This window comes from Limnospira fusiformis SAG 85.79, assembly GCF_012516315.1.
Taxonomy (GTDB): domain Bacteria; phylum Cyanobacteriota; class Cyanobacteriia; order Cyanobacteriales; family Microcoleaceae; genus Limnospira; species Limnospira fusiformis.
Genome location: NZ_CP051185.1, coordinates 4,193,165 through 4,210,368 on the forward strand (window position 1 = coordinate 4,193,165; position 17,204 = coordinate 4,210,368).

The window sequence follows — 17,204 nt, forward strand, 5'->3', positions numbered from 1 at the left end:
TAGCATTAGTCAAGGTGGTTAGGACGCAGCTTTGAGAACGGAATCCATGGCATCATGGAGAGAATCAAACTGCTCAATGCAGTGGCGAATACGGGCTTTCAGCCACGACCAACATTTCTCTATCTTGTTGAGGTCTGGCGAATAAGGTGGTAGATAGAGTAAACGGCATTGAGCTGCCTCCACCAGTTCAGCAATCCGCCCCCCTTTATGAAACGTTGCATTGTCCAATACTAGAGTCTGACCTGGCTTCAATGTTGGAATTAAGATGAACTCCAACCACAACTCAAACACTGTCCGATTACAACAACCCTCAAAGCTAAAGGGAGCTAAGAGTTGTTGATGACACCATGCCGCAATCATGCTCATGCCCTGCCTCTTCCCGGATTTGAGGGCATGGAAGCGTTGTCCTTCCTCGCAGTAACCATAAGGATAATCCGAGTCTTGACTATTGATGCCAGCTTCATCGAGGTAAACCAACCCTTCCGGCTCCATCTGTTCAATCTGAGCAATAAACTCCTCTCGCTGTTGCTCATCACGTTCTTGGTAGCCGTAAGTTTTTTTTTCTGGTGAAGCCAATTTTCTTCAAGGCTCTGGATATGGTGCGAGGATAGATGTCGTCATCCCAAAGTTGAGCCATTTGAGCGGAGGTTTTGTGGCCATGCTCTTAGGCAAAAGCCTTGAATTTGTGCCAGTCGGTAATTTGGTGGCTATGACCAGGTGGGCGATTAAGTTTAGGGAGGAAGTCGCCGGTGTGTTCTTTTCTTTGCAGCCAGAGATTGATGGTGTTCCTGCTGACATGGAAAACTTGACTGGCTTCGGTTTTGGGTATACCGTCTAGTTCAATTGCATTAATAACTTTTTGTCTAAGGTCGTAACTGTAGGGGGCTGGCATTTTGGGTCTTCTGTAGATATCCTTGCCATTATACGTCCTAACTTCTCTGTCTTGTGCTATACGTCCTAAGTTTTCTGTCTTGTGCTATACTTCCAAACCGTTGCTGATTTTAGCGAAGGGGCATGGAACCCGTCAGATGTGCGGGACGGATAAGTACGGATTCCCAACTCGTCACCGCTCAAGGAGACAAATTCACAAAGGCTTTCAGACTGGCGATATCGTTACTGCCACTGTCACGGCAGGGAAGAAAATTGGCTCCTATGTTAGGACGGGTTCTCTGCCGTGCTTCCGGCAGTTTCGATATTACCACTGCCTCGGTCAGAGTGGCAGGCATCAGCCATAAATACTGCCAACCAATTCACAGAAAGGATGGTTACACCTATGCTTGAAAGACTGACGGGGACTAAAGTCCCCGTGTCGCGTTTCCTCCCCGGTCTAAAGACACGGCGCTTCCACGCTCCCGAGAGGTCTACGTTAAATTCGGGTACAACTACAGGAACAAGTGCGAGTTTAACCGAATCAGTGGTAGTCTGTTGGCGATCGCCAGTTTCGGCTAACCCCCTTACCCTAATGACTACCAGCCCTTATGCAATTAAATTTTCCCATTCGCGTTAACCTTGACCAGGAATTCGCTATAATCTGTGGATATTTTAACCGTTGACCCACAACTAACCCCAAAAACCTTAATTCCATTCTGTGAGGAAATATGAATGAACATACTTGGAATCTCGGCTTACTATCATGACAGTGCAGCCGCTCTCGTGCGGGATGGAGAAATTATCGCCGCCGCCCAAGAGGAGAGGTTTTCGCGCAAAAAACACGATGCCAGATTTCCCCACAACGCCATTCGCTACTGTCTTCAGGAAGCAAATATCACCCTATTCGATGTCGATCGCATCATTTTCTATGATAAACCCCTAGTCAAATTCGAGCGCCTGCTAGAAACCTACATCAGCTATGCTCCCCGTGGGTTTCGGTCTTTTCTGGCTGCCATGCCAATTTGGTTAAAAGAAAAACTTTATCTGAAAACCGTATTAAAAAAAGAACTTTCAGCCATCATGGGGGTCAAAAAAGCCAAACTCCCCCCCCTCATGTTTACCGAACATCACCAATCCCACGCCGCCTCAGCCTTTTTTCCCAGTCCCTTCCAGAAAGCAGCCGTCATGTGTTTAGACGGTGTAGGGGAATGGGCCACCACTTCCGTATGGTTAGGCGACGGTAATAACCTGACCCCCCTGTGGGAAATCGACTTTCCCCACTCTCTCGGTTTACTGTACTCAGCCTTCACCTACTACACCGGCTTTAAAGTCAACTCTGGCGAATATAAACTCATGGGGTTAGCGCCCTATGGTCAACCTCGCTATGTTGATCGGATTTTAACCCATTTAATCGACCTCAAGGATGATGGCACATTCCGGTTGAATATGAAGTATTTCAACTATGCCACCGGGTTAACCATGACCAACAAGAAGTTTGACCAGTTGTTTGACGGACCCCCTCGGAAAGCCGAAGGCCAACTCACCCAACGGGAAATGGATATCGCCGCTTCCATTCAGGTAGTCACAGAAGAAGTAGTGCTGCGTCTAGCTCGGACCGTACAAAAAGAACTCAATGTTGATTATCTGTGTTTAGCCGGGGGAGTCGCCCTCAACTGTGTAGCTAATGGTCGCCTGTTGCGAGAAGGTCCCTTTAAGGATATTTGGATACAGCCCGCAGCAGGAGACGCAGGAGGTGCATTAGGGGCAGCTTTGGCTGTTTGGTATCAATATTGTGAACAACCCCGCCAGGTGAGGCAGTCAGCCGCTATAGAGAACGAAATCGAACTCGAAGCCGCCGGAGCCACCGAAACAGCAGTCGCCACGATAACCCCTCGGGTTATTCCTAGCACCGCCCCCGCTGATATGATGAAAGGCTCCTATTTGGGTCCCTCTTTTAGCAATTCCGAGATTCAGGATTATCTCAATTCCATTGATGCTAAATATATGTATTTGGCAGATGTTGAATTGATGCCTAGGTTAGCCGAAATTTTAGCTAATGGTCATGTCGTCGGCTGGTTCCAAGGTCGGATGGAATTTGGGCCGCGTGCTTTGGGAGGTAGGTCAATTATTGGCGACCCTCGTAACACTAAAATGCAGTCCGTCATGAATCTGAAAATTAAATATAGGGAGTCTTTCCGACCCTTTGCGCCTTCCGTGTTAGCAGAGCGTGTCGCTGATTATTTTGAACACAATACCCACAGTCCTTATATGTTGATGGTGGCTCCCGTTAAGGAGTCTCGCCGGATTCCTATGACCCCCGAACAAGAAAAACTTTTTGGGATTGAAAAGCTCAATATTCCCCGGTCCGAAATTCCCGCTATTACCCATGTCGATTATTCCGCACGCATTCAAACTGTACACCCAGAAACTAACCCCCGCTATCACAGTCTAATTAGTCATTTTGAAAAACTTACAGGCTGCGGTCTACTCGTTAATACCTCTTTTAATGTGCGGGGTGAACCTATTGTTTGCACCCCCGAAGATGCCTACCGCTGCTTTATGCGGACCGAGATGGATTATCTCGTTTTGGAAAATTATCTACTCGCCAAAACTGCACAAACTCCCTGGTCAAAAGATGATTCCTGGAAAAATGAGTTTGAGTTAGATTAATCCCTAGGAGCCACTTATGGTGGCTTCTCTCCCCCCAGGATCGCTGTTTTTCCCGGTTCTCAGTTCTCTGTTATATAATTGGTTGCAAAAATCCACTATGACTGATCACGATATCCCCAAACTTGATCGAAAAGGCTTGCGGGAATTTGGCTTGACAACAGGTGCAATTTGTGCTGGCTTGTTCGGCTTACTGCTACCATTAATTTTCCGCCACTGGCCGCCCCCAGCTTGGCCCTGGGTCGTAGCCACTATTCTCTGGGTTTGGTCTTTCCTGTCTCCGTCAACTCTCAATCCGATTTATTATACTTGGATGCGGATAGGTTTGGTTTTGGCTGGGATTAATACCCGAATTATTTTGGGGGCTGTGTTTTACGTTATGATTGCACCGATGGGGGCGATTAAGCGTTTATTTGGCTCTGATGCCATGAGACGAGATCTAGATCCTAACGTATCAACCTACCGGGTTCCCAGTCAAGTCCGTTCAAGAGTAAGTATGGAGCGTCCTTTCTAGTGTTTGAAGCAACATTAGATTTTCTGAAAGATTTGTGGGGTTTTCTGCGGGAGCGCAAAAAATATTGGCTGCTACCGTTGATTATTACTATGGTGTTATTGGGGGCTCTGATTGTCCTTAGTCAAGGGTCAGCGATCGCACCTTTCATTTATACTTTATTTTGATACTGTATTAGCGTCGAAATTGTTGGCAATTGGGGGAAAGAATAATTTTCTAACCCCCTAATTTCTTGATTTTCCTGACCTGGATTATATGAAAAATCTGCCATTATTTAAACGACCATCAACCCCCATTGAGGAAAAATCCGCTAAACGGGGGGTGGTTAGTCGAGAGTTGCTCGGAATTGTGGGCATTAATTTAGCCCTAATTTTACTCATCTTAGAAGTCGTACCTCTCCTGTTTTACCTAGTCACAGAACAGCGGTTTATTTATACTCATAATCGTGATAAAACCGCCACAAATCAACTTCTAGAACAGATAGGGGTGAGGGAACAAGCCACTGGCAATAATGATGACAAAAATGCTATAGTAGAGCGTTTGCACCCCTTTTTTGGCTATGTATTAAAACCCGGCTTATTTGCGGATAATCCCTTTGGCTTGCGGGTGAATAACTACGGATTTTTTGCTCTCCACGATTACCCCTTTATCAGACTGAATGATAATCAGTTTATTATTGGTATCTTTGGCGGTTCTGTAGCCGTTGATTTTGCCAACTATGAAGTCACTCACAAGGAATTATCAAATACTTTAATTCAACAACTCAGAACAGTTCCCGAACTAGCAAATAAAGAATTTATTATCTTAAACTTTGCTCATGGGGGTTATAAACAACCTCAACAGTTATTAATTCTCAACTACTTTTTATCCATTGGTCAGGAATTAGACCTAGTGGTTAATATTGATGGTTTTAATGAAGTCGCATTACCACCATTAAATAATCAAGCATCCGTCCCAGTTTCCATGCCGAGTTTCCAACACATTCAACCCCTAACCGCCTTGGCTAATACTAATATTCCCGTGGTTTTAGCTTTGGCGGAAATGAACGAAACCAGGGAAAAATTAGTCCGTCAAATTCAGCGTTTAGAAAACTGTAAACTCGCCTCCTGTTATGCTTGGAATTCCTATCAAGTTAATCAACTAACTAGAAGATATCAAAGCCAGGTATCCGCCTTAGATACAATGCAGATTGAGTTACGACAAAATGAAGATGATTTAGCTAATAGTTTAATTTCCATACCCCAAAATCCCCAGGTTTTACCAGATGACATAGCCTTTGATAAAATGGTAGATATCTGGTTTAACTCTTCCCAAATGATTCATCAAACTTTAGCAAATAAAAATATCCCTTATTTTCATGTAATACAGCCTAATCAGTATCATCCCACCCAAAGAACTTTCACCGCCGAAGAAATTGCCATTTTTGATGATAACCCGTATATAGAAGGAGTTATACAAGGCTATCCTCGGTTACTTGCTAGAGGGAAAGATTTGCCAAATTTTGGTGTTAATGTTATCAATGCTGTGACAGTTTTTGACACCAAACCAGAAACGGTATATAGAGACAGTTGTTGTCACTATACACCCAGAGGTCAAGAAATCTTTACTGAATATATTGGCAATTCCATTGTTAACCGTCTCCAGTCAATAACCCCCTAAGTATTCGGCTATAACTTATATATGAGTTGCTAATGTTTGACAGTTTCGATGATTATCACCTCCTATTAATCTATGATAATGAAACACAAATTTAATCGCAAGCAAATTAAAGAAGTTGGCAAAATTATCTTAATTAACCTATTGTTGTTAGGGTTTTTTGTAGAATTGGGTTCCCTGGGTTTTTATTTAGTCCGCCATAACCAGTTATTTTATACTCGTCAACGACCAAGCAGCATTGAAGAAATGGGTTTGAACCTAGAAGGTATGAGGATGGAAATTTCTATCGTAGAAAGACTACATCCCTATTTCGGATATGCACCTAAACCAGGTCCTGATTTTCGTCCGGGGTTCAAATATAATAACTATGGCTTTATTTCTCCATATAATTATCCCTTTGTCAAAACTAACGAAAATCAATTTATCGTGGGAGTATTTGGGGGGTCAGTAGCTTCTAACTATTCTATCTATGAGATTCAAAATGGAATTTTAGAGACCAAAATTCGAGAAGTGCCCGGTTTAGAAAATAAAGAACTAATTATTTTATCCTTTGCTACGGGAGGCTATAAACAGCCACAACAGCTTTTGATTTTGAATTATCTGCTGTCTGTGGGTCAGGTGTTTGATATGGTGATTAATATTGATGGGTTTAATGAACTGGCTTTATCTAGTGTTAATAATGAAAAAAAACTGGAATTAACAATGCCAAGTGCATCCCACATACAACCTTTAACTAATTTAGCCAATAATAGTTTATCTACCCAAGCCTTAGAAAGTATACTTAAAATTAAGCAAGCTAAACCCCGAATTAATCAGGTTGCTTCTAACTTAAAAAATTGTCGGATGGCTTCTTGTTATACTATCAATAATCTGGCTATCCAGGGATTAATTAAAGATTATTACCAGGAGGTTGAACGATTTCAAAGATATCAACAAATTCCTGATCATGACGGGGGAGAAGGCAGCGTATTTTTATTTTATACTCAAGAGTCAGTTTTACCGGAAGAGAAAGCCTTGGCTAAAATTACTGATACATGGGTGAGAACTTCTACGGTGATTAATCATATTTTATCTGCGAAAAATATTCCCTATTTCCATATTCTGCAACCTAACCAATATCATGTCACTAATAGGGTTTTTAGCAGCGAAGAAAAAGCGATCGCATTTACTGATAATACCCCTTACCGCCAGCCTATTGTAGCAGGTTATCCTCTGCTATTAAATCGAATTGCTGACTTGGAGGCGGCGGGGGTGACTATTTTTAATGGGGTGAATATTTTTGATGCTGCGCCAGAAATGATGTACATTGATAACTGTTGTCACTATACCCCGGCTGGTGAACATATCCTTTCGAGTTATGTGGCGGAAAGTATTAAAAATATACTTAATCAACGCCTAAATCCACCAAATCTTAACTTGGCTAATGAACCTCTCACTGACTAGCATAAAGGAGGATTGATGATTCCTAATTTACAGCCAGAAAATACTATCAATTCCGATTATTGGGGATTCTTGAATCAGTTAGAAAAAACTGATTTTTCTGGAGAGGTTAAGGGAGATTTTGCTACTCGTTTAGTAACCGCCACTGATAATAGTATTTATCAGATACTTCCCCAGGGAGTAGTTTACCCCAGAAACCATCATGATTTAGTGATTCTGTTGAAACTGGCTAGTCAAACTCCCTATCAAAATATCACCTTTTCTCCACGGGGAGGGGGAACCGGAACTAATGGTCAATCCTTATCTAGGGGAATTATTATCGATTGTTCTAAGTTTATGAATAACATCTTAGAACTCAATTTAGAGGAGGGATGGGTTCGCGTTCAACCGGGGGTGGTTTTAGACCAACTTAACTCATGTTTACAGCCTCATGGTGTCTTTTTTGCGCCCTCAGTAGCCCCTAGTAATCGGGCGACTATTGGGGGAATGATTAACACTGATGCTTGTGGTAAGGGGTCGCGAATTTATGGGCGAACCAGTCAACACATTTTAGAGTTAACCTGGGTGTTACCAGATGGGACGGAAAGCCTATCCTTCCCTATGGATACTATAGCATTAAACCGCCTTAAAAAGCAAGGGGGAAGAGTAGGAAATATTTATAATTGTCTGGATAACCTTCTCACGGATAACCAAGATAAAATCAATCAGGTATTTCCTCAACTTACCCGATTTATGACTGGCTATAACTTGGCTAAAGTCTATTCTGAGGACAAACAAACTTTTAACCTGAATTACTTATTAGCAGGCGCGGAAGGTACTTTAGGAATTATCACGGAAGCCAAACTTAAACTTACGCCAATTCCCCAGGCTAAAAAATTACTGGTTATTCATTATGAAAGTTTTAATTATGCTTTAGAAGGGGCTATGGATTTATTAGCCTCGGAGCCAGGGGCGATCGAAACTATTGATGAGACGATTCTTAATTTGGCTAAACAGGATGAAATCTATGATGCTGTTAAGGATTTTATCCCGTCTTCTGGGACTATCAATCTAGTGGAATTTGTGGGAGAAAGCGAGGCTGATATTCAACCTAAAATAGACTCAATTATTGCGAAACTTAAAGGGGGTAATCAGGGTATAAGTGGTTATTATTTGGCGAGGGATAATCAGGAAATTATCAATCTCTGGAAACTGCGTAGTAAAGGGGCGGGACTCCTGGGAAATCAACGGGGAAATCGTAAACCGATACCTTTTATAGAGGATACTGTGGTTCCCCCAGTGCATCTAGCTAAGTATATTGGAGAATTGCGGGGTTTATTAGCAGAATATCATCTGATTTATGGGATGTATGGTCATGTAGATGTTGGTTGTTTGCATTTGCGTCCGGCTTTGGATTTGAAGATTCCCGCAGATGCAGCATTGGTCCGCGAATTATCCGATCGCGTTGTGGCTTTAGTGCGTAAATATGGGGGAGTATTTTGGGGAGAACATGGTAAAGGTTTTAGGAGTGAATATACACGGGAGTTTTTGGGAGATGAATTATATCAAGTTTTCCGAGAAGTGAAAACTATCTTTGACCCCCAAAATAGACTAAATCCGGGTAAAATTGTCACGCCGATAGATAGTTTAGATACAGTAGTTAAATTAGATTCACCTATGCGGGGAGAATTTGACCGCCAAGTTAATCCTAGTAAAATTAGTGAATATGAAGGGGCGTTTAATTGTAATGGTAATGGCGCTTGTTTTAACTTCGATCCTGATGATGTGATGTGTCCTTCCTATCGGGTAACTCGCGATCGCATTCATTCCCCAAAAGGGCGATCGAGTTTATTGCGGGAGTGGCTAAGACTCCTAGAAAATCATGGTGATGAAATTACGGAAACCCCGACAACTTTAATCATGCGCCTCTGGAATACCCTCAAACAATGGCGGGGAGATTATGATTATTCCCAGGAAGTTTATGGGGCTATGAATGGCTGTTTATCCTGTAAAGCCTGCGCTAGTCAATGTCCGATTCATGTGAATATCCCGGACATAAAATCTAAGTTTTTGTATCTTTATCATACTCGATATTTGCGACCATTTAGAGATTATCTAATCGCCCATATTGAAACGCTGTCAAAGTGGCAATCTGTGCATCCGATAATAGCTCATATATTAAGCCAAAATCCTCTATCAAAAGCGGCGACTAAAACTCTGTTAAATATAGTCGATCCTCCGGTAGTGAGTCATCCCACCCTCAAGGAAGGTTTACGGACGCGCCACCACCCCAAATTTAATCTGGATAGGCTGCAAAATTTAAGTGGGTCTGAAAAGGAATGTAGTGTGATTTTGCTACAGGATGCTTTTACCAGTTTTTATGAATCTTCCCTGGTATTAGCAATCTATGATTTTCTGCACAAATTAGGATATAATGTATATATACCCGATTTTTTTCCCAGTGGTAAACCCACTCATGTAAAAGGATTTTTACGAGAGTTTAAAGCGATCGCTTCCCCAAACTGCGAATGGTTGCAACAATTAAAATCCCTAGAAATTCCCCTAATTGGTATTGAACCTAGTATAGTTTTAACCTATCGGGATGAATACCCGAAAATACTCAATTTTAGTCCAGCCTTACCAACCATTGACTTACTGCAAGAGTTTCTGAGCCAAAATAGCGATCGCTTACCGAAACTCAGCGCCAGTCAGCCTTATTTTCTGTTCGGACATTGCCAGGAAAAAACTGCGGTTTTAACCTCTCAAAAACAATGGCAGCAGCTATTTACTACTATGGGATTAGAATTAAATATCGTCAATACAAGCTGTTGCGGAATGGCGGGAATATATGGTCATGAAGCCGAACACTATCAGCAATCCCAGGACATTTATAATAGTAGTTGGGGGCGAATTATCTCAACCATAGATAATCCCAATCAAATCTTAGTCACAGGTTATTCTTGTCGATCGCAAATTCACAGATTTAGTCATTTTACCCCCAATCATCCCATCCAAGCATTACTAAAATTACTGTAAACTCAGAGGTATTGTGGAAATTGATGACCTGGAAAAATACTAAAATGCGCTTAATATCCCTTGATGTATTTAGAGGTATAGCGATCGCCGCCATGATACTGGTGAATAACCCCGGAAGCTGGGGTTATATGTATCCGGTATTGCAACACGCCGAATGGGATGGCTGCACCCCCACCGATGTAGTTTTCCCCAGTTTCCTATTAATTATGGGAGTAGCGATCGCCTTTTCTCTGTCCAAATTTGCCCGAGAACATCGTTTACCGGGCGAGAAAGTACCCCCATCAGTTTATAGTCGAATAGGGCGGCGATGTCTACTACTATTTCTGTTAGGCTTATTCCTAAATGGTTTTCCCCACTATGACCTAGCCAATATCCGAATCATGGGAGTATTACAACGAATAGCGATCGCCTATGGACTAACTGCGATCGCCATTTTAAACCTGTCGCGACGGCAATTGTGGCTAATTTCCATTCTCACCCTCATAGGTTACTGGGTAGCCATGACCATAATTCCCGTCCCCAGCTATGGCCCAGGAAACCTGTCACCAGAAGGCAACTTAGGCGCATTCATAGACCAGACAATTTTAGGTTCCCATCACTTGTGGCGAGGCGGTCCCTACGACCCAGAAGGATTATTTAGCACCGCACCCGCTACAGTTACCGTAATCCTCGGCTATCTTACCGGAGAATGGCTAAAATCCCAACCCCGAAACAGTTTCACCGTCATTAACCTAGTAATGTTTGCCCTCAGTAGCCTGGTGGTCGGCTATTTGTGGGGGGTATGGTTTCCCATTAATAAGGCACTGTGGACCAGTTCATTTGTATTAGTGACCGCTGGCTGGGGACTGCTATTATTAGCCTTCTGTTATGGGGTCATAGAAGTAAAAAACTGGCGACGGTGGGGGAAACCTTTGGAAATTATGGGAGTTAACGCCATATTTCTATTTGTGGCTTCCGGCTTACTCGCCAGGATCTTAATACGCATCCCGGTAGGTAGCGGACCCGTTAGCCCTAATCTGAAAACCTGGATCTATGAAAATATATTTGTATCCTGGGCGGGGCCACTCAATGGATCGCTGATGTATGCTGTAGCCACAGTCATATTTTGGTGGGCGATCGCCTATATTATGTATAATCGTCGGTGGTTTCTGAAAGTCTAGGCACAGAAAATCGCTACAATATATCTAAAGTATCTATTAACAGTCTTAGCAGCACGTTATGATTCCAACCGTCATCGAACAATCAGGCCGTGGTGAACGCGCCTTTGATATTTACTCCCGACTCCTGCGCGATCGCATCGTGTTTCTAGGAACCCAAGTTAACTCAGATGTTGCTAACTTAATTGTGGCCCAACTGCTATTTTTAGACGCAGAAGACCCCGAAAAAGACATTTATCTATACATCAACTCCCCAGGAGGCGGGGTTAATGCGGGATTGGGCATCTTTGACACCATGAACCATATTCGTCCTGATGTCTGCACCGTCTGTCTGGGACTAGCAGCCAGTATGGGGGCATTTCTCCTCAGCGCCGGGGCTAAAGGAAAGCGTTACAGCCTCCCCCATTCCCGGATTATGATTCACCAACCCCTCGGAGGCGCACAAGGACAAGCTACCGATATTGAAATTCAGGCCAGAGAAATTCTGTATCTGAAACGGCAACTTAACGAAAATCTCGCTAAACACACAGAACAACCGCTGTCCCGTATCGAAGAAGACACAGAAAGGGATTTCTTTATGTCCGCCGAAGATGCGGTTAATTACGGCCTCATCGATCAAGTCATTAGTCGCCGTCCTTCTGCATCTAATCCCGTTGATAGTTAACATAGGCGATCGCACAGTCCCAAGCCCCTCTCCCTCTGGGATTTAATGTAGGGGCGGGTTAGGCAATTAATAATTAATAATTGTAGGGGCGGGTTCTGCTGTTAATTACCTCTGGTCAGCAAAAGAGTCATCAACCCGCCCTCTGGGGTTCTGCTGTCAATTACCTCTGGTCAGCAGAAGAGTCATCAACCCGCCCTTTGGGGTGGCGCTGTCAATTACCTATGCTAACAAGAAGACTAATAAACCCCCCTTTGGGGTTGGGGGTTGTTGGGAACTATCAAAAATGCTAAATAGATTGTAAATAGTGTAAAAAGTCTAGCAGTTCTTCAGGAGTTAAATGGCGGCGCGATCGCTTTCCGTAGGTTTTTAGTAGATGTGTAGAACCCTGTTCCGCTGTCCAACCTAATCTTCGCAACTCAATATCTGTTTTGGCAATATCGTCAGACATATCATCAACATGGTAAGCAGTATTATAACGAGTCCCTTGGGAAAGTGTCACTGATGGCGGTTCTGGCTCATGAATAATCGTATTTTCGGGGGTTTCTAGTTCATCGGAGGGCAAATGGGGCAGAGAAGCGCCTCGGGCTTTGGTTTGGGCTGGGTTTTGGGTAGTTGTGGCATCAGGTAAAGATGGAGACCCGGTTTTAGGCTTCATATAGGTAGCAGATAGCCACTCATCAGAAGGCATAGCCATGGAGTCAAGCCCCAGAGTTTCCGCGCCAGTGGTGGGTGAGTCCACAGCCGACTGATTTGATAGATTATAAACAACGGGACTCGGTAAACTGTCTTCCATATTAGGTAAATCAGCCTTGGGTAAATTATCCCCGATTTTGTGTAACCCCAAACACTGTAGCGATCGCTCTCTGGCCCTATCCTCAGCCAACTCCACAGTTTCAGCCATACCTAGTCCCGATGCCAGAGTTACCCCGGCCACCTGTACCGATACCCGAACAATATATTGATTGTTCTCAATAGCAATTAACTCAGAGATAAGTCCCCCTGTGGGATAGCGATTTCTAAATTGAGTGAACATAATCTTCAGTAAACTTATAGGATATAATTGGTTAGAATGTGGTCTCCGACGCAGCTCCTCTGCCCCAGAAAACACTTTTCCACCTGTGGGGCATCGTTGTACATCCCACCCTTAGCATTTTCTGTAAGGTTGCCGATCGCTCTCAACTAAAATTGTATCACTGTCTCTCAGGGGTGATTGGTTGGCATGGTGGGAAAAAGTGAGTCCTGGAAAAGTGGCTGAAACTAACAAAGGCAGAAGTGGCGTTAGAACTACCTATCCCCATCGACATCACGAAGGAAAATCGCTACATGGAATTTTCAATCGCTACACTGTTAGCCAACTTTACAGAGGATAAATCTGTAGCCCCCAAGGCTCTCGAAAAAAAACTGACCTCTGATGAAGAGAGTCTGCGAAAATTTCAGATCGCCATTGATGCTTTAGAGCGGATTGGCCTTTTGGAAAAAGATAAGGGCCGCTATCGTCGTATAGAACAGGAGAGTATTGTAGAAGCCAAATTGCGATGTTCCAGCAAAGGCTTCTGCTTTGCGATTCAAGACGCGGAAAGTGCCGAGGATGTCTACATCCGGGAAAGTCACTTGAGTACCGCCTGGAATGGCGATCGCGTCCTGGTGAGAATTATTAAAGAAGGCTCCCGTCGTCGTTCCCCCGAAGGAGAAGTTTATCTAATCCTAGAGCGAGCTAACCCCTCCGTACTCGCTCGCGTCAAAGAAACCAAAAAAGGATATCGCGCCGTCCCCCTAGATGACCGATTGCTATTTGAAATGAATCTGGTCAACCCCCCAGAGGAACTCGTTGATGCAGTCGATCACCTGGTTCATGTCGAAGTAGTGCGCTATCCTCTGGGTCTTCATCGCCCTGTGGGTAGGGTGGTACAAGTTCTGGGTTCTGATGCTGAGGAAGCAGAAGACCTGGATATTGTTTGTTGTAAACATGATTTACCCCGGTCCTTTCCCAAAAGTGTACTACAGGAAACCGAAATCCTCCTAGCAGCTAGTGCGACTCTCAAAAATAGCGACCTGGAAAATCGACTTGATCTGCGCGACGAGCCGACTCTTTCCTTTAGCCCCGATTTGGGAAATCCCGAATTTTCTGTCTTAAAGCCAGAAGACGAACCGTGTCCATATACCATTGACCACGCCCTCAGCTTGCAAGAAACCGATTCCGGGAACTGGAAATTAGCGGTTCATATCGCCGATAGCTCCCATTATATTCAACCAGACACCTCCTTAGATCGCGAAGCCAGGCGGCGGGGTATCGGCATTTACTTAGCCGATAAATATATTCCTATTGTTCCCGCTCCCCTCAGTTGCGATCGCATTTCTTTAGTTACAGGAGAAGATCGCCTGGCTTTGTCCATCATGATTGAACTAGGTCCGACTGGAAAAATCCTAGAATATGAAATTCAGCCTAGTATCGTCCGCGTTGACCGACAAATAACTTATCAGGAAGCCCAAAGTATTCTTGATGGCGAATCTTCCGAAGATAAGATTATAGAAGACCTCCTAGAAGTCAGTCGCGCCATTCGACAAATGCGGGAGTTGCGCGGCGGTTTTGAAATGAATCTTCCTGATACCCATTGTCATTTTAATGACGAAGGGGAACTCGGACCCATGGTTTCTGGCACTAAATTAGTCTCTCAGGCTATGGTATCTGAGTTGATGATTTTAGCTAATCAGGTAGTTGCTTGCCACCTGCAATCCCTTGGGGTTCCTGCTATCTATCGCGTTCAAGCCGCCCCAGACCCCGCTGATGTCGCTGAATTGATCAAGTTGTCTATTCATCATGGCCTTGAACTAGAGCTTGATGATGAAGCCGAAATTCAACCCCAAGATTTTCAAGTATTTACCCAAGCTCTGAAAAATACTCGTGCCGAACGGGTATTAACTTATCTACTTGAAGATAGTCTCAAACCTACTGTTTATAGTACCGTTCCTAAACTGCATTTTGGCTTGGCATTACCCGCCTATACTCACTGTACCTCACCCATTTCTCGCTATTGTGACCTGCAAATTTGTCGGGTTCTCAAAGCCGTATTTGAAGAGGGACGCGATCGCCGTTCCACTCGTTCCAAAGAACCAGTTAACCTCCATCATTCCTCATCAGAGGGCAAAATTTCCTGGAATGTCTTACCTTCAGAGTTACAACATGATCTCGAAACCCAGTTTGCTCAACTCGTCGTTCATCTCAGCGAAAGGGAAAGCGTCGCCGCTGATGCTGAGGAAGACCTAGAGGGACTCAAAAAAACTGGGTTTATGAAAGAACGCACCGGTCAAACTTTTATCGGTTTAATTACTGGGGTTCAGTCCTATGGCTTTTTTGTCGAGATTGAACTAGAGTCTCCTGGTGGTTCAACTCTCAGGGTCGAAGGGTTAGTTCATGTGTCTTCTCTGAAAGATGACTGGTACGAATACCGTTCCCGTCAGCAAACCTTAGTCGGTCGCAAAAACCGCAATCAGTACCGTCTTGGCGATAATGTGGAAGTTCAGGTTAAGAGCGTAGACTACTACCGTCAACAGATTGATTTGGTTGCTGTTGGTGGCGGTAGTGAAGCTATTGATGACCATGACGATAGCTTTTAGCTATCTGGTAGCTTCCCCATTTCGCTAGGGGGAGTAGAACCGCAAAATTCCGATAATTACCCGATAATTATCGGCCCTATGCACCATCAGACTCTACCCAGTGGAACCCGGTTTTTATTGAGCTTTGATTAGGCTAAAAAACCGGGTTTTTTGACTATTTTCCTAGGGGAGTAGGACGGGAAAATTTCGATAATCACCCAATAATTATGGAGGCTACACACCATCAGAATTGCTGCTATAGAATCATGTCAACGGGAAATTATTTTCATCATCAGATTACCCCCTTTTTGGAAATGGTAGGGGACTGATTGAATTTCTACGGAATATTTTAAAGCTGTTAATTGCTCAATTAATCTTGGGAAAAATTCGGGAGTCTCTCCCCCAATACTAACTAGGGGAAATAGAAGAACAATACTGGCTACCCGGCATAATTCCAGGATAGCATCTCGGTGGAACTTTTCGGAAAGACGATCGCTATAGGAAAATAGAAAATGAGCCGATAAAGCTCGGTCAAACTGACGGTCAGCAAAAGGCAAATGCGGCAGTTCTGCGTCGATATAACGCCCGGTTTGTCGTCCTTGGTCAAAATCAGCCAAAAACTCATTCATCGCCTCTTTACGGACCTGTGCGAGGTGTTCTGGGGATTTTATTTGATGCCAGATGTAGTCTTCCCGGTTAGCTTCTACCTGTTGGATTACTATAGGCAAAACGAATTGAATACGATCGCTAATTTGGGCAGTGGAAAACCGATAAAGAGGGTCACAGGAAACCACAGAATAACCTCGGCGGGTCATCACTGCATTAAAACTCGCCGGACCCCCAGCACAGTCCAAATAAGAGCAGTGCAAATCATCCTCACTGAGAGCAAACATTTGCAAATACTCATCAAAACTGCGTCCCCAAGGAATCACTTGATTAACGGTAAATCCCATAATTTTGCCCAGTTCCCAAAACTCCTAAATCATGGCAACCCATAGAGAATCGCCATATATGCTACGGGTCAAAAATGCGATCGCCTCTCCCGGTTAGGTGATGGTGTTGTACTGATAGGGGGTAGCCGTCGCGGTTGAGAAAATGCCACAAAAAAACAGGGGTGAGGCTGAAAATTGCCGATCGCCCCTGTCAGCAAGTCTATGCCACGTTTTCGTTACTTTCGTTAGCCACCCGTTCCTTAAAGGCTTTCCCAGCCGAGAAAGCTGGAACAGTAGTAGCAGGAATGGTCATGGGTTGTCCCGTGCTAGGGTTACGACCCTCACGAGCCTTGCGGTGGCGAGCCTCAAAGGAACCAAAGCCCACTAGAGTGACTTTTTCCCCCTCAGCCACAGCATCCATAATGCACTCACAGATAGCCGAAATAATGGCATCCGCTTGTTTTTTGGTAACGCCAGCCTTGATAGATGTTTCCTGAACCAACTGCTCTTTATTCATCGAAATACCTCCAGAATCATTTTCAGTGGGTGATTTTGCCCTGATGATCGCGCTTTGCAGTTCAGACTTATCAGAAATTGACAAGTATAAACCTTAAAATTCGCGCTAAGTTTCACGCCTTCGGCACCCTGGGAATCCTTTTTGAGGGGGGCCTGAGCCCGAAAATACTACAGAATAGGAT

Annotated in this window: 13 protein-coding genes and 2 pseudogenes; 11 read left to right on the forward strand and 4 right to left on the reverse strand. The window is 44.0% G+C overall.

The genetic code is table 11. From position 1 onward, the window contains the following. Positions 1-18: 18 nt before the first annotated feature. Positions 19-892 (reverse strand): annotated as a pseudogene (locus HFV01_RS19655) (IS630 family transposase). 82 nt (positions 893-974) lie between these two features. Here HFV01_RS19655 and HFV01_RS19660 point away from each other — a divergent pair. The 10 genes and pseudogenes from HFV01_RS19660 to clpP all read left to right on the forward strand — a co-directional run. Next, positions 975-1,281, forward strand: a pseudogene (locus HFV01_RS19660) (RNA-guided endonuclease IscB); the annotation flags it as partial. After that, positions 1,274-1,507, forward strand: coding sequence for a hypothetical protein (locus tag HFV01_RS19665; protein WP_152344053.1), 234 nt, complete (start codon positions 1,274-1,276; stop codon positions 1,505-1,507). The pseudogene HFV01_RS19660 and the gene HFV01_RS19665, both read left to right, overlap by 8 nt. A 95-nt stretch (positions 1,508-1,602) precedes the next feature. Then, the gene (locus tag HFV01_RS19670; protein WP_006620908.1) at positions 1,603-3,540 is read left to right on the forward strand and encodes a carbamoyltransferase family protein; all 1,938 of its coding nucleotides are present in this window, start codon (positions 1,603-1,605) and stop codon (positions 3,538-3,540) included. Between the two features lie 16 nt (positions 3,541-3,556). Further along, positions 3,557-4,051, forward strand: coding sequence for an SxtJ family membrane protein (locus tag HFV01_RS19675; protein WP_006620909.1), 495 nt, complete (start codon positions 3,557-3,559; stop codon positions 4,049-4,051). Beyond that, positions 4,051-4,215 (forward strand): DUF5989 family protein, encoded by a 165-nt coding sequence (locus HFV01_RS19680; protein WP_006617091.1) that lies wholly within the window; start codon positions 4,051-4,053, stop codon positions 4,213-4,215. The genes HFV01_RS19675 and HFV01_RS19680 overlap by 1 nt, the downstream gene beginning before the upstream one ends. Before the next feature lie 88 nt (positions 4,216-4,303). Next, positions 4,304-5,707: a hypothetical protein gene (locus tag HFV01_RS19685; protein WP_193520321.1), complete on the forward strand. Its 1,404-nt coding sequence runs from the start codon at positions 4,304-4,306 to the stop codon at positions 5,705-5,707. A gap of 78 nt (positions 5,708-5,785) precedes the next feature. After that, positions 5,786-7,147, forward strand: coding sequence for a hypothetical protein (locus HFV01_RS19690; protein WP_048894966.1), 1,362 nt, complete (start codon positions 5,786-5,788; stop codon positions 7,145-7,147). Between the two features lie 15 nt (positions 7,148-7,162). Next, positions 7,163-10,159: an FAD-binding and (Fe-S)-binding domain-containing protein gene (locus HFV01_RS19695; RefSeq protein WP_193520322.1), complete on the forward strand. Its 2,997-nt coding sequence runs from the start codon at positions 7,163-7,165 to the stop codon at positions 10,157-10,159. A 23-nt stretch (positions 10,160-10,182) separates the two neighbouring features. Continuing rightward, the gene (locus HFV01_RS19700; RefSeq protein ID WP_006620914.1) at positions 10,183-11,319 is read left to right on the forward strand and encodes an acyltransferase family protein; all 1,137 of its coding nucleotides are present in this window, start codon (positions 10,183-10,185) and stop codon (positions 11,317-11,319) included. A 58-nt stretch (positions 11,320-11,377) separates the two neighbouring features. Beyond that, complete coding sequence (gene clpP / locus HFV01_RS19705; RefSeq protein ID WP_006668109.1) at positions 11,378-11,980, forward strand: ATP-dependent Clp endopeptidase proteolytic subunit ClpP; 603 nt, start codon at positions 11,378-11,380, stop codon at positions 11,978-11,980. Between the two features lie 286 nt (positions 11,981-12,266). Here clpP and HFV01_RS19710 read toward each other — a convergent pair whose 3' ends face one another. After that, entirely contained in the window at positions 12,267-13,013 is a 747-nt protein-coding gene (locus HFV01_RS19710) for a slr1353 family protein (RefSeq protein ID WP_006668110.1), read from the reverse strand. A 290-nt stretch (positions 13,014-13,303) separates the two neighbouring features. On the opposite strand from HFV01_RS19710, the gene HFV01_RS19715 reads away from it, so the two are divergent. Further along, positions 13,304-15,595 (forward strand): ribonuclease R family protein, encoded by a 2,292-nt coding sequence (locus HFV01_RS19715; RefSeq protein ID WP_193521291.1) that lies wholly within the window; start codon positions 13,304-13,306, stop codon positions 15,593-15,595. Positions 15,596-15,843: 248 nt separating this feature from the next. Here the strand turns inward: HFV01_RS19715 and HFV01_RS19720 are convergent, their stop codons facing one another. Beyond that, positions 15,844-16,527 carry a class I SAM-dependent methyltransferase gene (locus HFV01_RS19720; RefSeq protein ID WP_006620919.1) on the reverse strand — a complete coding sequence of 228 codons (684 nt, stop codon included), beginning with the start codon at positions 16,525-16,527 and terminating at the stop codon, positions 15,844-15,846. A gap of 199 nt (positions 16,528-16,726) precedes the next feature. Further along, positions 16,727-17,023: an HU family DNA-binding protein gene (locus tag HFV01_RS19725; protein WP_006620921.1), complete on the reverse strand. Its 297-nt coding sequence runs from the start codon at positions 17,021-17,023 to the stop codon at positions 16,727-16,729. Positions 17,024-17,204: the final 181 nt, after the last annotated feature.

Bases quoted from the DNA above. Each gene is read 5' to 3' on its own strand.
- HFV01_RS19665 (WP_152344053.1), top strand. From the start codon at position 1,274: ATGCTTGAAAGACTGACGGGGACTAAAGTCCCCGTGTCGCGTTTCCTC.
- HFV01_RS19670 (WP_006620908.1), top strand. From the start codon at position 1,603: ATGAACATACTTGGAATCTCGGCTTACTATCATGACAGTGCAGCCGCT.
- HFV01_RS19675 (WP_006620909.1), top strand. From the start codon at position 3,557: ATGGTGGCTTCTCTCCCCCCAGGATCGCTGTTTTTCCCGGTTCTCAGT.
- HFV01_RS19685 (WP_193520321.1), top strand. From the start codon at position 4,304: ATGAAAAATCTGCCATTATTTAAACGACCATCAACCCCCATTGAGGAA.
- HFV01_RS19690 (WP_048894966.1), top strand. From the start codon at position 5,786: ATGAAACACAAATTTAATCGCAAGCAAATTAAAGAAGTTGGCAAAATT.
- HFV01_RS19695 (WP_193520322.1), top strand. From the start codon at position 7,163: ATGATTCCTAATTTACAGCCAGAAAATACTATCAATTCCGATTATTGG.
- HFV01_RS19700 (WP_006620914.1), top strand. From the start codon at position 10,183: ATGACCTGGAAAAATACTAAAATGCGCTTAATATCCCTTGATGTATTT.
- clpP (WP_006668109.1), top strand. From the start codon at position 11,378: ATGATTCCAACCGTCATCGAACAATCAGGCCGTGGTGAACGCGCCTTT.
- HFV01_RS19710 (WP_006668110.1), bottom strand. From the start codon at position 13,013: ATGTTCACTCAATTTAGAAATCGCTATCCCACAGGGGGACTTATCTCT.
- HFV01_RS19715 (WP_193521291.1), top strand. From the start codon at position 13,304: ATGGAATTTTCAATCGCTACACTGTTAGCCAACTTTACAGAGGATAAA.
- HFV01_RS19720 (WP_006620919.1), bottom strand. From the start codon at position 16,527: ATGGGATTTACCGTTAATCAAGTGATTCCTTGGGGACGCAGTTTTGAT.
- HFV01_RS19725 (WP_006620921.1), bottom strand. From the start codon at position 17,023: ATGAATAAAGAGCAGTTGGTTCAGGAAACATCTATCAAGGCTGGCGTT.